Origin of the sequence: Blochmannia endosymbiont of Camponotus nipponensis (genome assembly GCF_009827135.1) — a bacterium.
In the GTDB taxonomy this organism is placed as follows: domain Bacteria; phylum Pseudomonadota; class Gammaproteobacteria; order Enterobacterales; family Enterobacteriaceae; genus Blochmanniella.
Genome location: NZ_CP046534.1, coordinates 354,782 through 370,163 on the forward strand (window position 1 = coordinate 354,782; position 15,382 = coordinate 370,163).

The following is a 15,382-nucleotide window of genomic DNA, read 5'->3' on the forward strand; positions in this document are numbered from 1 at the left end:
CATATTAGAAATACATAGTATAAATTATACTGCATCAATAAATTTATAAGAAAATAAATTTAAATTATCCAATTAATTGGTATAATCACTACAACACACATAAGCCATTTAATAATTACATGATTTTTATATTATATTTGTATTGATTAATATAAAAATAATTCATATTACATACATAAATACACTCTTAATAAAAAATAAAGAGATTTTAAAATTTACACATGTCAAAATAATATATAATACATATTATTCATATAATTTTTAAAATTAAAAACAATGAAAAACCACAATAAGCCAACACAAACCACAATTGAAAAACACATAAAAATAAATAAATGTATAATATTTAAATAAAATATACCATGTTATAAATCATTAGTATAAATAAAACAATACAAATTATTGATTTATACAAGTGTATATATTGAAAAACATTTTTTTGATCATTTTACACAAAAAACTGTTTGTTTATAACTTTCATTTCAATAACATTGAACCATACAAAATATTTATACATATTATAAAGATAACATCTGTAAAAATTTAATTATATAAACTTACAATATCTAATATTTTAGATACCATATATCATAAAAATATTAACACTTTTATAATTATAAAAATAACTTTTAATTTATATCATTCTATCCCCTATAACATTTTAGGTATATAAATCGATAAACACAATGCAAGATAAAAAAAAAATAAAAAAATATACTTTAATATTAATTTCATTAATATTAATAATAATTCTTTTATCTATTATTATAAATAAATCATTAATCATACCTAATGTATCATCGCACTCATTCACTAATCACGGAATATGCACCCGTCAAGGTAACAATGTAGTAATCAACATATATAATAAAATAGGACAACTTAAGTTCAAATTAACAGCACATTGTATTCAATATTTTTCAGACCAACAAATTACTTGGTTCATATATCCTAATGTTACTGCTTTTGACGAAAAAAACATTCCAACATGGAAAATTACGGCAAATCAAGCTAAACTAAGTTATGAAAAAATATTACATTTATACGAATACGTTTATGTTACAAATTTAAAAAATAACGCATGCTTTCAATCCATTGAAACAAATCAAGCAACAATTAACTTAATAACCCAAGATTTCATTTCAAATGAAAAAGTAATTATACATGGTCATTGTTTTTATTCTATCGGGATGAAAATGGATGCTAATTTACATACACAAACAGCAAAATTAATTGATAATACACAAATTTATTATGACATTCAACATGCATGGTAAATACAAAATAATATGTACTTATATTAATATATTTTTGATTTTTACACACTCTCACGCTTCAACACATAAAAATCCTCAAATAGTTCAAGTTTATTCTTCACGTCAGTCAATTAATATGTTAACTAATACAATAGTTTTTACAGGTCAAGTTACTCTTAAATATAAAAATATTGATCTTAATGCAGATAAAATATTAATTGCTCATACAAAAGATACACATAATCTATCTAAGATAGAAGCGCATGGAAATCCTGTCACTCTAAAACAGCATCAAGAAATAGGAAATACAATACTTGCTCGATCATTAATAATGCATTATAATGCTGATAATGATACTATTATTTTTATTGGTCATGCTTATATAGAACAATCAGGCAATTCCATACAAGGTGATAAAATCATATATTCAATAAAAAACAAAAAAATGAAAGCTATCTCCCATCAAGGAAATAAAGTGATTACCACTTTATCAAAAAAATCAATCTAACAGAACACTGTATATATGCTATATCATTGATTATACTTTAATGACATGACAACACTTACTATAAAAAATCTGTCTAAAATTTATAAAGGCAGATATGTAGTTAAAAATATAAATTTATATATAACTTCTGGAGAGATTGTTGGATTATTAGGTCCAAATGGATCAGGAAAAACAACAACATTTTATATGATATTAGGCATCGTTCAACATAATTCCGGTAGTATTTTACTTGATAAAAAAGATATTGGTGTACTACCAATTTATCTTAGAGCCCGATTAGGAATTGGCTACTTACCTCAAGAAAGCTCGATTTTTAGACGATTAACTGTATTTGACAATTTAATGGCCATATTACAAACCCAGAAAAATCTTAATGCAATAAAACGCAATAAACTCATTATAGAATTGATGAAAAACTTTCGCATCAGTCATCTAAAAAATAATATTGGCCAAACATTATCTGGAGGCGAACGGAAGCGCGTAGAAATTGCACGAGCATTAGCAGCTAATCCTAAATTTATACTACTTGATGAACCCTTTTCTGGAGTAGATCCCATCTCAATAACAGACATACAAAAAACTATTAAACAACTTAAAGAACGCAATCTCGGAATATTAATAACTGATCACAATGTAAGAGAAACATTACGTATATGCGAACGGGCATATATCGTTAATCAAGGAACATCAATTGCTCACGGATCTCCTGATGAGATATGGGATAACAAACACGTGCAAAAAGTATATCTAGGGAATATATCTAAACTATAAAAAAATTAGTAGAATACATATTATATATAATACATATTATTATCAAAAATAAAAATTTTTCAAGTTCAAAAACTAATAACTTCAAATTTAATTTAAATATATTATCAATATAAAAATTACCACTTAAATTAATCCACAAATAATAAAATCAATAATTTCAATCAAAAATAAATACAAAAACATCATTAATATATTATCAACTATAAATTAACACATTTACACACATTACTCACTATATTTCTATACCATATAAATACTTTTATTAGCGTACAGTATCTTATTTATAGTCATTATATTTTCACTTAAAACTGACCATTTTATTACTACCCCATACCTCTTTGAACAAAATTACATACTTTAAAAGTTCCATTTTTTTTAAATTTAATTAAAAAACACTGTTAACATGAACATATTTATATGTATATTAATTATATATATTACATAAGGCTACACACAGTTCATGTATCTATACATTATCATACATCTATATCTAACAAAATTTAAATTTTTAAAAATATTTAACGCCTTTTTCAATATAAAATAAACAATTTAATCAATACACAAACATTTTAACCTTTGTGATACATAGAAAATAAAATACCTTTATTTATTCCAAAAAATACCGAAATCAAAAAAACTATACTACCACATAACACTATAGCAGGACCTGCAGGCAAAGACATATAAAATGCCCCAAGTAATCCTATCCATGAACACAACACAGCAATAAATACTGACAATAATAGCATATTTATTAAACTTTTAACCCAATATCGAGCTGAAAGCCCAGGCAACATCATCAATCCAACAGACATTAAAGTACCGGTAATTTGGAAACTTGCTACCAAATTCAACATAACTATTGATAAAAAAAATATTTGAATAAATCTCGATGCCTCGGCATCATTTCCTTTTAAAAAATCTGGATCAAATATTTCAATAATCAAAGCTCTATAAAACAATGCAACAGAAATCAACGTTACTGTACTAATTACTCCAATACACTTTAAATGTAACAAATTTACAGATAAAACAGATCCAAATAATAAACTCAATAAATCTTCTACATTAGAACCATGTAACGACATCAGTATTATCCCAAAAGCTAATGATCCAAGATAAAGTCCCGCAAAACTCGCATCTTTCTGCAACAATGTTTTATCACTAATCCAATTAGACAATATCGCAACAATTAAACCAGAAATAAAACCACCTATACTCATAACGAAAAATGACATGCCTGCAAAAAAATACCCTATAGCCACTCCTGGTAATATAGCATGAGATAATACATCTCCCACTAAACTCATACGTCTTAACATTAAAAAACTACCTATTGGTGTTGTACTAATAGACAATACACAACATGCGACTATAGCTCTTCGCATACACCCATAATCAATAAAAGGATCAAACAACATATGAACAATCATAAAACCTTTTCTTTTCTTAAAAAAACAAATATTCACATTAATACAATATACATATAAAAATTAAAAATACTCAAAATTATATTTTCTGCTTATATAGTCGCATTCCAAATACTACAAGAACAAGTTAATGATAATGTATTAGGAAAATATTCAGTTACTAATTCATGATTATGTAACGCAGCAATCACAGTACACCCACGCTTACACAATAAATTTACCGCACGTATCATGATTCTACAAGTATTTATATCAATTCCTTGAAATGGCTCATCCAGCAAAATTAAAGATGCTTGTTGCACCAATATTCTAGCAAATAACATACGTTGTACTTGTCCGCCAGACAAGTTTTCTATATATTGATGTAGTACATCTAACAATCTTACCTGCTCTAAAGAACGCCAGATTACAGCTCTTTGATGCCAATTGAGTTTTTGAAATAAATTTGTTCTTGGCCAACAACCCATGGAGACTACATCAAATACGGTTAATGGAAAATGATGATCTATGGTTGTATCCTGAGGTAAATAACTCATGCGAGGTCTACCTTTTTTTCCAAATTCTAATCGACCGGCTATTGGAGGCAACAATCCAGCTAATGTTTTTAATAAAGTAGATTTACCTATCCCATTGGGACCCATAATTGCAATCATACTACCATGCTTAATCCGGCCACTTACGGATGGACTAACGTTACGCCCGTAGTAACCCACTATTAAATTATATAATGTCATCATAGATTTATATATCTTATATCATGGTAACAAAGAAGACCAAAAAATAGCAACCCATAAACACAATAAGACCACCAGAACTATAAGCATACGAACTAAACCTGACGCAATAAATAATCTCATACTAATAGAAAGACGTCGTGTAGAATAAAATGACAGCATGGTATTTTTTAACTTTTAAAGTTATGTTATAACATAACTTTTATTAATTAAAACCCTCCAATTTTTTCCCTTTCCTTCAAAAAAAAATCCACATACTTTCACTAAAAATTTTTAATTAATACATAATATATACATCATATAAAAGATTGTTAATTTTCATCCTAATACTTCTATTATCACTAAAACGCTCTAATCCATAATTAGAATATGTAACCTATTTTCATAGAACACATCAATTTTATATTATTAAAAATATACTTATTTCTTTAATTATAAAAATGTAATATTCAAAGTTAAAAAATTAAAAATATTTGTTCATTTAAAGTATTCACTGTAACCTTATTTTATATCAACTGCCGAAGGCCGGACTCGAACCGGCATACCGTTAAGGTGATTGATTTTGAATCAATTGCGTCTACCCATTTCGCCACTTCGGCCAAATAAATACATATGCATATATTTATGACCCATGTTTTTAACACAACCACATAATTACCAAACTTTACCAAATTTTACAAGATATTATTTAATATAAAAAAACAATTTTTTACAATCATTAATATATAATATTTATAGTAACTACTTTAACCTTTATTAAATGAAAAGAAAAATATTAAAACACTCATCTATATTATCCGCATGAATAATAGGAGCAATTATCAAAATAAACATTCTCCATATCACCTTCAACAATAACGTATCAAAAATTCTTATTCATATCTAATACACTCATCACTTATGCTTCCTATTTCATATAAATGTTCATATTATATTTTTACCTGATGTATCTATTATTGATAATAATATTATGGTTGATTACATTAATATATTTTACTATTATATAGATATATATTATAATACTTGGTAAAATAAATATTATATGACAATTTTATTATATGAATAATTTTGATTTCAATTTACTAGTAGTACTCAATGCATTACTAGAAAATAATAGCGTAAACTTAGCAGCAAAAAAATTAAACGTCACGGCTCCAGCCATTAGCAAATCTCTAAATAAAATACGCATTTTATTTAATGATCAAATTTTAGTTCGTAGTGGCACTAAATTAATTCCAACACCTAAAGCCATCGATCTAAAAGAAAATATTAAAGAATTAGTGAATCGCATGGAATCAATATTTAATAATAACATACTATTTGAACCCAAAATTACTTCCATATCATTTACTATTGCATCAAATAATTCTATTTTTATTATTCTTAGCACTATTTTGTTTAAAGAAATACAAAATAAAGCTCCCAATACATTTATCAATCTAGTCAACGACTCAGATTACGACGATGACTTCTTAAGAAATCATACCATTGATTTATACATAGGAGAAATGCGCGCACTTAACCCTGAAATAACCATCAGAACTATTTACGTATCCAAATGTTACCTAATATGTAGAAATCATCATCCTATCCTCTCCAAAAATAAAAATATAGATAATTTATTAAAATATCAATTTATTAAAACTAAGAATGAATATTTCACCAATTCTAATGAATATAATAAAAATTTTTGGAAAGAACGCAACTTAATTGGCATTACTCCGGAATATATTGCTACCGTAAACGCTGTCATTCATTCAGATGCGTTAGCAATAATCCCTGAATTTGTATTAATAATTGCACAGCGATTAAACATACCAGTAACACATTTTAATACAGATTTTAACCTAGGAAAAAAAAATGTCATTCAAGCATGGCATTCTAAATTCAACCATTCTCCCGCTCATAAATGGTTACGAGAATTTACTAAAAATATGTTTTTGAGTCAATTATGATGAGATTATGAAATCATAAATATATACATATAATAACTATACTAATAATTAAAAAAATTATACTAGGCGATATCGATCCAACTATCGGTGAAACACTATATATACCACTTAATATTCCAAAAATTTGATTTAAAATATAAAATAAAAAACCCACTATACTTCCTACGAATAATCTAACACCCATATTTTTTTTACACAATGGCCCAAAAGTACACGCTAATGCCATTAAAATCATAGCTGATCCGGAAATAGGAGATAATATTTTATTCCAAAAAATTATCTGATAATATTTAGAACTTTGACCAATCTTATCAAAATATTTAACACAGTGATATAACTTAGATATAGGTAAAACATTAGGATGAGTAATCATCATAGATAATCTATACGGAGTTAAAATAGGGTGCCATTCAGAATGTGGTATTTTTTTATTAGTAAAACAGGTTTCTGAAGAAATATCCAATTCATTCACATCAATCAAATGCCAAATTTTATTAATAAATACCGCTCTCTCAATATAAAATATTTTTTTCAACTTTTTTTCCTGACTAAAATTATACAGCTTTACTCCTAATAATTCGTCATAATCTGCTACACACTCAACATAAACAAAATCATTATTATCTATAAACCACAAATTTTTAATCTTTATAGGAAATAAACCAGTATCATATTGTAACTGATTACGATACGCACACATTATTTTTTCACTATTAGGTACTACCCATTCATTAAAAATAAAACTACATAATAACACAGGAATAGAAGCTTTTATTACTGATAAAATAATTTGTAACCTACTAAATCCAGAGACTTGCATTGCTATAAATTCATTATGCATCTCAAGAACACTTAAACCTAAAAGACCACCTAGCAAAGTTGCTATAGGAAAAAATAATTCAAAGTCTTTTGGTACATTTAGGATAATATAAACAACAATATCACAAACAGAATAATTTCCTTCTCCTATTTTACGTAACTCATCAACTAATCTCATTATACTAGATAGAGATAACAATACTAAAAACACCACTGTTATATTTGATATAATCACTCTTCTAATGTAATAATTTAAAACACTATACATATATACTATATTTTTATATGACTACGATAATATCCTGTTAAAACTAATTTTTTAATACAAGAAGTATCCCATAAATTAAGCAATAAAACTATTAATAAGTAAACAGCATTGATAACCCATACCCACACTATAGGATTGATTTTTTCTAGAAGAGCATAGGAGCGCAAAAAAATATGCAAAATAAAAAAAATTGTATACAAAACCACTGTTAAAAACAAATTTGTTAAATAATTATGTGAAACAGTAATAATTAATAATGTCGTAATCATTGGCATAATAAAAATAGATATTAATAAAGTGAAACGCCAATGCAACTCTACCTGCATTTCTGGTTCAGAGGAACACCATAATTGACACATCGACATCTGATTAACAGACTTATTTTCTTGTAAAAATGAGTCAAAAGTATTACTAAACAACATTTTATACTGAGAAAAATCAGTAACACATATATTTTTAAACAACTCACATTTATTATAAATATTGTAACATGTGCCTTTTTCTAAAATTATTGACCGAGAACCATCAACCTGTTGATAAACATTACCTTGATCCGCAGTAATAATTGTAAATATATTACTGTCTTTATCTTGATTTGTTTTTGCTAAAAAAATTTGTTTTAATTTATTTCCCTGAATACTATTCACAAACAAAATTAAATATTTATCAACCAACAGTTGAAATTTTTTTTCTGAAAAAACAGATACATTAATATTTCTCTTAATTTCATATGACAATCTACTTTGATAGTTTGCGCAATAAGGAGATAACCACGCTATATTGATTATAGCAAATATCGCAACGATCCCACTAAAAAAAAATACACTCCTTATAAGAATATATTTATCTACAGCACAAGAATACATGGCGATAATTTCATTATGAATATGTAATCGATAAAAAGTAATTAGTACACTCAAAAATACACTTAAGGGAACAAGCAATTTTCCTACCTCTGGTATATTTAACCCAAGGCATAAAAAAATTAAGTGCATTGATATATTACTATCTATTATCAAACTCAACATTTTAATTAATTTTTGACAAAAACAAACAAAAAATAATAATATTAAAATAATCAACTGATTCTTAAATATTTCTTTTAATATGTATTTAGTAAATATCATTATTTTAACTAAAAACCTTGTTTTTACATAAAAAATCAGTATCGTAATGATAACAGATTATAATTTTTAAAAAAAAATAACATATATAATCAATTTATTGATGATACAATAATATTTTGTATTGAATTATAGAAACAATCATATTTTATAATGATATACTTAACTGTTTTACACAAAGTATATTATAATGAATATTCCGCTGACTTATTTTTTTTAATACATCATTTGACATATTTATATACAGGAAAAATTATGATAGAGTTTAGCGTTACCGAAAATCACTTAGAATCATATCCTAGTAGTTGCGTCGTGAGTGGTATATTTGAAGAAACACGTCTATTTCCATCAACAAAAAAAATAGATGACATAAGCAAAGGATATATTAGTGCATTGTTAAATCATAATGTATTAAATGGAAAAGTAGCGCAAACACTTTTATTATACGATATCCCTTATTTACCAAACAAACACATTATATTAATTGGTTGCGGTAAAAAATCTGATTTTAACGAAAATTGTTATAAAAAATTGATTAGAAAAATGATCCTCTTTTGCAAAGAAATTTCTATACTTAGAATATTATGTTGTTTAAGTGAATTCAATATAAAAGGATATAATAATTATTGGAAAATCAGACAAACAATAGAAATAATTAATGAAGAATTATACGTTTTTAATAAATTTAAAAAAAACAAAACTAAATTAAATACCACACTACATGAAATAATATTACATATACCTCATAAAAACGAATTACCATCCTGCAAACAATCTATTAAAGATGGATTGTCTATCGCGCAAGGAATAAAAATAGCTAAAGATTTAGGAAACATGCCTCCTAATTTTTGCACACCTGACTATCTAGTCAATAAGGTTCATGAATTATCTAATCATACTAATGTCACAATAAATATCATTGATGCTTTAAAAATGAAAAAATTAGGTATGTATGCTTATTTAGCAGTAGGACAAGGATCTAGTTACTCTCCAACCATGCCTATAATTAAATATAACGGTCATCCTGAAGGACCGAATGTCGCTCCTATTGTCTTTATAGGAAAAGGATTAACCTTTGATTCTGGGGGAATTTCTATTAAACCATCAAACAAAATGGATGAAATGAAATATGATATGTGTGGAGCTGCTGTAGTATATGCAGTCATGTGTATAGCTATAGAACTGCATCTACCATTAAACATTATAGGAATACTTGCTATTTCTGAAAATATGATTAATCATGCTTCCTTTCGTCCAGGTGATATTCTGACTACTTTGTCAGGACAAACAGTAGAAGTATTAAACACCGACGCTGAAGGACGTTTGGTACTATGTGATGCATTAACATATGCAGCACGTTATAAACCTGATGTTGTTATCGATATAGCCACATTAACCGGAGCTTGTGTTGTCGCTTTAGGGCATCATTTTAGTGGATTAATGTCTAATAATGAAGATCTATCTAATGATTTAATTATAGCTGCAGAACAATCTAAAGATTATGTATGGAAATTACCATTAGACGATGTATTTCAAAAACAATTAAAATCTAACTACGCGGATATGACAAATGTAGGGGGTAAATCTGGCGGTGCCATTACAGCTGGGTGTTTTCTTCAAAAATTTACTGATAAATATAATTGGGCCCATCTAGATATTGCTGGAACAGCATGGATATCTAATCATTGTGATAAAAGTGCAACGGGACGCCCCGTTGCACTTTTATCACAATATCTATTAAATAGATCATCTCATAACATTTAATTTATTTTTATTAATCACATAAACTGTACTAAAATGATATATAAAATATACTTAAGTTGATTTAAACTAATAAACATTAAAGTAACTATAAAACTTAATCAACCATAATAACATATGAAACAAGGAACTTTTTATTTGCTATCTCAAGAATTTAAACAAAAAGATGAACTCAACTACTTAGAAAAGCTGATTTGTAAATTAATAAGTACACATTGGAGGTCTGATAAAAGCATATTAGTAGCTTGCGAAAATAAACATCAAGCAAAAAAAATAGACAAAGCACTATGGATATTTGATCAAAATTCATTCCTGCCTCATAATCTGTTTGAAAAAAAATCCCTCCATACTCCAATAACTATATACTGGAACCAATGTTGTTATGACAATAATTCAAGAGACTTATTAATTAATCTTATGCTAAAAAATATGGACTTTTTTTTTAATTTTAACGAAATAATAGATTTCGTGCCCATAACTGATATGTTAAAAAAAAAAGCAAGACATAGATATCAATCTTATAAAAAAAATGGATTCAAAATGAATGTTATTCACACCCAATTTCATGAGTAATGATATCGTGGAAAAAACATATAACCCTAAAAACATAGAAGAACCAATTTATAAATTTTGGGAGCAAGGAAACTACTTCGATCCCCATGATGAGGATATATCTCGAGAAAATTATTGCATCATGATGCCTCCACCCAATATTACAGGACAATTACATCTCGGGCACGCCTTTCAACAAACCATCATGGATATTTTAATTCGTTATCAAAGAATGCTCGGAAAAAACACATTATGGCAAACAGGCACAGATCATGCTGGCATTGCAGCACAACTGCTAGTAGAACATAAAATTTATAATGATACAGGTAAAAATAAACATGATTATACAAATGAAGAATTAATAAAAAAAATTTGGATATGGAAAAATCAATCTGAAAAATTTATTAATTACCAAATGAAACGATTAGGAAATTCAGTATGTTGGAAAAAAGCACGTTTCACCATGGATTCAGAAATGTCCTACGCGGTAAAAGAAGCGTTTATTCGTTTATATGAAAACAATTTAATTTACAGAGGAAAAAGACTAGTAAATTGGGATTATAAATTACAAACCGCTATTTCTGATTTAGAAGTTGTAAATAAACCGATGAAAGGTTCCATGTGGTATTTATATTATAAATTAGATCATTCTACTAATATTATAACCAATTCAAAACATTTAATTGTTGCAACAACACGCCCAGAAACTATATTAGGTGATACTGCCGTTGCAGTACACCCAGAAGATCCCCGCTACAAAAATTTAATAGGGCAATACGTTATAGTACCAATTACTAATAGACGTATTCCTATTATTTTTGACAAAGATATAGATATGTTTAAAGGAACCGGTTGTGCCAAGATCACCCCTGCTCATGATTTTCATGATTACACTATAGCCAAAAAACACAAGTTACCCATGATAAATATTTTATCACTTGATAGAAAAATTCTTAAAAAACCAGAAGTATTCGATAGTTACGGACAACCTAATAATACATTACACTGTGATATTCCCCAAATATTCCAAGATCTTGATGGTGATCATGCAAGAAAAAAAATAATTTCCGAATGCAACACGCTCAGGTTGCTGCATAATATAGAATCTAAGAATTTAATCATACCATGTAGTGATCGTACTGGTGCTATAATTGAACCCATGTTAACTAATCAATGGTATTTACGCGCTCAAAATTTAGCGCAACAAGCAATACATACAGTACAACTAGATATAATTAATTTTGTCCCAAAACAATATAAAAATATGTATTTTAGTTGGATGAATAATGTACAAGATTGGTGCATTTCCCGTCAAATTTTGTGGGGACATAAAATTCCTGCTTGGTATGATAACAATAAAAAAATATATGTAGGCCACTGTGAAAAAGATATCAGAACACAAAACAAATTAGATAATAACATAATATTACATAAAGATAACGATGTATTAGATACATGGTTTTCTTCAAGTCTTTGGACATTTGCTGGCTTAGGTTGGCCTAAAGATACCAATTTATTAAATATTTTTCATCCCACTGATGTTGTAATCAGTGGATTCGATATCATATTTTTTTGGATCGCCCGAATGATTATGTTGACCATGTATTTCATTAAAAACAAAAACGGATCAGCTCAAATTCCTTTTAAAACTGCATATTTTACTGGGCTCATACGTGATGAATTAGGACAAAAAATGTCTAAATCTAAAGGAAATATCATTGATCCAATAGATATAATAGATGGCATTTCAATAGAAAATTTATTAAAAAAACGCACAAAACACATGTTACAACCACAATTTGCTAAAAAAATTATAAAATACACTAAAAAACAATTTCCCAATGGGATCAAACCATATGGTACCGATGCTTTAAGATTCACTTTAACAGCATTAGCATCATCTGGGCGCGATATACACTGGGATATGAAAAGACTAGCAGGTTATCGTAATTTTTGTAATAAATTATGGCATGCTAGCCGCTTCGTTCTAATACATACTAAAAATAAAGATTGCGGTATATTCACCAAGGAAAAATCATTTTCTTTAGCAGATCGTTGGATTATTACAAAATTTCATCAAACAGTAAACACTGTTCATAAAAAACTTGAAATTTATCGTTTTGACAAAATAGCAAATATTTTACACGAATTTATTTGGCATCAGTTTTGTGATTGGTATATAGAGTTAACTAAACCAATACTTTTTCATGGAAATATATTAGAAATACGCGGTACTCGTTACACATTAATTACATTACTAGAATCATTACTACGATTAGCACATCCAATTATTCCTTTTATTACAGAAAAAATTTGGCAAGAAGTTAAAGTAATTACCGAAAATAATGGAGAAACTATCATGTTACAACCGTTTCCAAAATATGATGCATCCATAATTGACACTAAATCTATTACAGATTTAGAATGGATCAAACATGTGATAGTAGCGATCCGTGCTATTCGTGTAAATATGAATATAGCATACAACACGCCTTTACAAGCAATATTTAGAAACACTCCATTAGAAATTAAAAAACGTATTACAGAAAATTCTAAAATTTTGTGCAATATTGCTCAATTAGAAAGCATAGACTTTATATCAAAGAACAAAATACATCATCCGAAATCAATTACTATACCCTTAGATTCAACAGAACTATTAGTACATATACCAGAAAAAGACTCAATAACACAATTGAAGTAAACAAATTAAAAAGATTGTAATCAATAAACCACAAAATTAAAACAACACAAAAAACCACTAGAATACTACAATGCCACAAATTATACACCGACATCTATTATACAAAAATAAACAATAATTTTTACATTATTATGAAAACATTAGGAATAAATTGATGACTAATATATTATAATAAAAACTGTGATCATTTTATATAAAATGATAAATTAGAACAATTTTCAACAATAAAGTTAATTGATTAGTATATTAATCATAAATCACTAAAATCAATCAACAAACTTACTTTGTTATTCTAATTAATTATAATTAATTGTAACACTATTTTTTTTGATCAAAACTAATTTCCATATGTTTAAAAAATGTTTTTATTATAAAAAAACTTCATTTTTAAAATTATTTTTTAATTTATATAAGAAAATCACGTTATCTATAGACCAACCATTTTCAGGTAAATATTACATGAACCAATTATATCAACGATCTTTTCTACGATTAATAGATTTTAAATCGGACGAAATTAAATATCTATTAAAATTATCAAATCATTTAAAACATCAAAAAAATACACACACTGAAATCCAAAAATTAAATAGAAAAAATATCATACTCATTTTTGAAAACCATTCTACTAGAACAAGATGTGCCTTCGAAGTAGCAGCATTTGATCAGGGCGCGTGTGTCACCTGCCTAACTCCAAATATTAGTCAAATTGGATATAAAGAATCTATTAAAGATACTGCTAAAATATTAGGACGAATGTACCATGGTATTCAATATCGTGGCTATAATCAAGATACAGTGACTAGATTTGCACAATACTCTGGAGTACCAGTATGGAATGGACTTACCACAAAATTTCATCCAACACAATTACTTGCTGATCTCCTGACTATGAAGGAACAACTGCCCCATAAAACCTTTCATCAAATGAAACTAGCCTATGTAGGAGATGCAAAAAATAACATTAGCAATTCCTTATTAGAAGCTGCAGCAATAATGGGATTTGATTTACGACTAGTATCACCTAAGATATTTTGGCCGACACAGGAATTATTTATAAATTGCCAAAATCTTGCGCAACATAATAATGGAAATATTATACTTACCGAAGATATCTGCAATGGAGTAAAAGATGTAGATTTTTTGTACACTGATGTATGGGTATCTATGGGAGAAAATGAAAAAGTGTGGACACAACGTATTTCTTTATTATCTCCTTATCAAATAAATCATAGTATGATTCAAAATACCTGTAATCCAAATGTAAAAGTTTTACATTGTTTACCAGCATTACATAATAATGAAACTACTGTTGGTAAAAAAATATCAAGAAAATATAATCTAAATAATGGGTTAGAAATAACAAATGACATATTTGAATCTCAACATAGCGTAGTATTTGATCAAGCTGAAAACCGTTTGCATACTATTAAAGCGTTGATTATGGCAACACTACTACCTGATTGATTCAGGTCACAAAATTTTCAATAAGTATACAAT

Annotated in this window: 13 protein-coding genes and 1 tRNA gene; 8 read left to right on the forward strand and 6 right to left on the reverse strand. The window is 27.2% G+C overall.

Going from position 1 to position 15,382, the window contains the following annotated elements:
• Positions 1–686: 686 nt before the first annotated feature.
• The 3 genes from lptC to lptB are packed head-to-tail and all read left to right on the forward strand — an operon-like array spanning position 687 to position 2,535.
• Positions 687–1,277 carry an LPS export ABC transporter periplasmic protein LptC gene (gene lptC / locus GN161_RS01510; RefSeq protein ID WP_159714916.1) on the forward strand — a complete coding sequence of 197 codons (591 nt, stop codon included), beginning with the start codon at positions 687–689 and terminating at the stop codon, positions 1,275–1,277.
• Between the two features lie 34 nt (positions 1,278–1,311).
• Entirely contained in the window at positions 1,312–1,764 is a 453-nt protein-coding gene (gene lptA, locus GN161_RS01515; protein ID WP_236840120.1) for a lipopolysaccharide transport periplasmic protein LptA, read from the forward strand.
• Positions 1,765–1,809: 45 nt separating this feature from the next.
• On the forward strand, positions 1,810–2,535 hold the full coding sequence (gene lptB / locus GN161_RS01520) for an LPS export ABC transporter ATP-binding protein (protein ID WP_159714920.1): 726 nt from the start codon (positions 1,810–1,812) through the stop codon (positions 2,533–2,535).
• Between the two features lie 569 nt (positions 2,536–3,104).
• Here lptB and GN161_RS01525 read toward each other — a convergent pair.
• The 4 genes from GN161_RS01525 to GN161_RS01540 all read right to left on the reverse strand — a co-directional run bounded on the left by GN161_RS01525 (position 3,105) and on the right by GN161_RS01540 (position 5,298).
• Positions 3,105–3,968 carry a metal ABC transporter permease gene (locus GN161_RS01525; protein WP_159714922.1) on the reverse strand — a complete coding sequence of 288 codons (864 nt, stop codon included), beginning with the start codon at positions 3,966–3,968 and terminating at the stop codon, positions 3,105–3,107.
• Between the two features lie 89 nt (positions 3,969–4,057).
• On the reverse strand, positions 4,058–4,702 hold the full coding sequence (locus GN161_RS01530) for a metal ABC transporter ATP-binding protein (protein WP_159714924.1): 645 nt from the start codon (positions 4,700–4,702) through the stop codon (positions 4,058–4,060).
• An 18-nt stretch (positions 4,703–4,720) separates the two neighbouring features.
• On the reverse strand, positions 4,721–4,861 hold the full coding sequence (locus GN161_RS01535; RefSeq protein ID WP_159714926.1) for a hypothetical protein: 141 nt from the start codon (positions 4,859–4,861) through the stop codon (positions 4,721–4,723).
• Between the two features lie 354 nt (positions 4,862–5,215).
• Positions 5,216–5,298 (reverse strand) — tRNA-Leu (locus tag GN161_RS01540).
• 459 nt (positions 5,299–5,757) lie between these two features.
• On the opposite strand from GN161_RS01540, the gene GN161_RS01545 reads away from it, so the two are divergent.
• Positions 5,758–6,654, forward strand: a complete 897-nt coding sequence (locus tag GN161_RS01545; RefSeq protein WP_159714928.1) for a LysR family transcriptional regulator — start codon at positions 5,758–5,760, stop codon at positions 6,652–6,654.
• Positions 6,655–6,667: 13 nt separating this feature from the next.
• Here GN161_RS01545 and lptG read toward each other — a convergent pair whose 3' ends face one another.
• Both lptG and GN161_RS01555 read right to left on the reverse strand, forming a co-directional pair.
• Positions 6,668–7,741, reverse strand: coding sequence for an LPS export ABC transporter permease LptG (lptG, locus tag GN161_RS01550; RefSeq protein WP_159714930.1), 1,074 nt, complete (start codon positions 7,739–7,741; stop codon positions 6,668–6,670).
• A 5-nt stretch (positions 7,742–7,746) separates the two neighbouring features.
• Entirely contained in the window at positions 7,747–8,868 is a 1,122-nt protein-coding gene (locus GN161_RS01555; RefSeq protein ID WP_159714932.1) for an LptF/LptG family permease, read from the reverse strand.
• A gap of 255 nt (positions 8,869–9,123) precedes the next feature.
• Between GN161_RS01555 and GN161_RS01560 the strand changes: the two genes are divergently transcribed.
• The 4 genes from GN161_RS01560 (at position 9,124) to argF (ending at position 15,349) form a co-directional block, all read left to right on the forward strand.
• Positions 9,124–10,629, forward strand: a complete 1,506-nt coding sequence (locus GN161_RS01560) for a leucyl aminopeptidase (protein WP_420021888.1) — start codon at positions 9,124–9,126, stop codon at positions 10,627–10,629.
• A gap of 114 nt (positions 10,630–10,743) precedes the next feature.
• The gene (locus GN161_RS01565) at positions 10,744–11,199 is read left to right on the forward strand and encodes a DNA polymerase III subunit chi (RefSeq protein WP_159714936.1); all 456 of its coding nucleotides are present in this window, start codon (positions 10,744–10,746) and stop codon (positions 11,197–11,199) included.
• Between the two features lie 7 nt (positions 11,200–11,206).
• Positions 11,207–13,882, forward strand: a complete 2,676-nt coding sequence (locus GN161_RS01570) for a valine--tRNA ligase (protein WP_236840121.1) — start codon at positions 11,207–11,209, stop codon at positions 13,880–13,882.
• Positions 13,883–14,341: 459 nt separating this feature from the next.
• On the forward strand, positions 14,342–15,349 hold the full coding sequence (gene argF / locus GN161_RS01575; protein ID WP_159714938.1) for an ornithine carbamoyltransferase: 1,008 nt from the start codon (positions 14,342–14,344) through the stop codon (positions 15,347–15,349).
• The last annotated feature ends 33 nt before the right edge of the window (positions 15,350–15,382 follow it).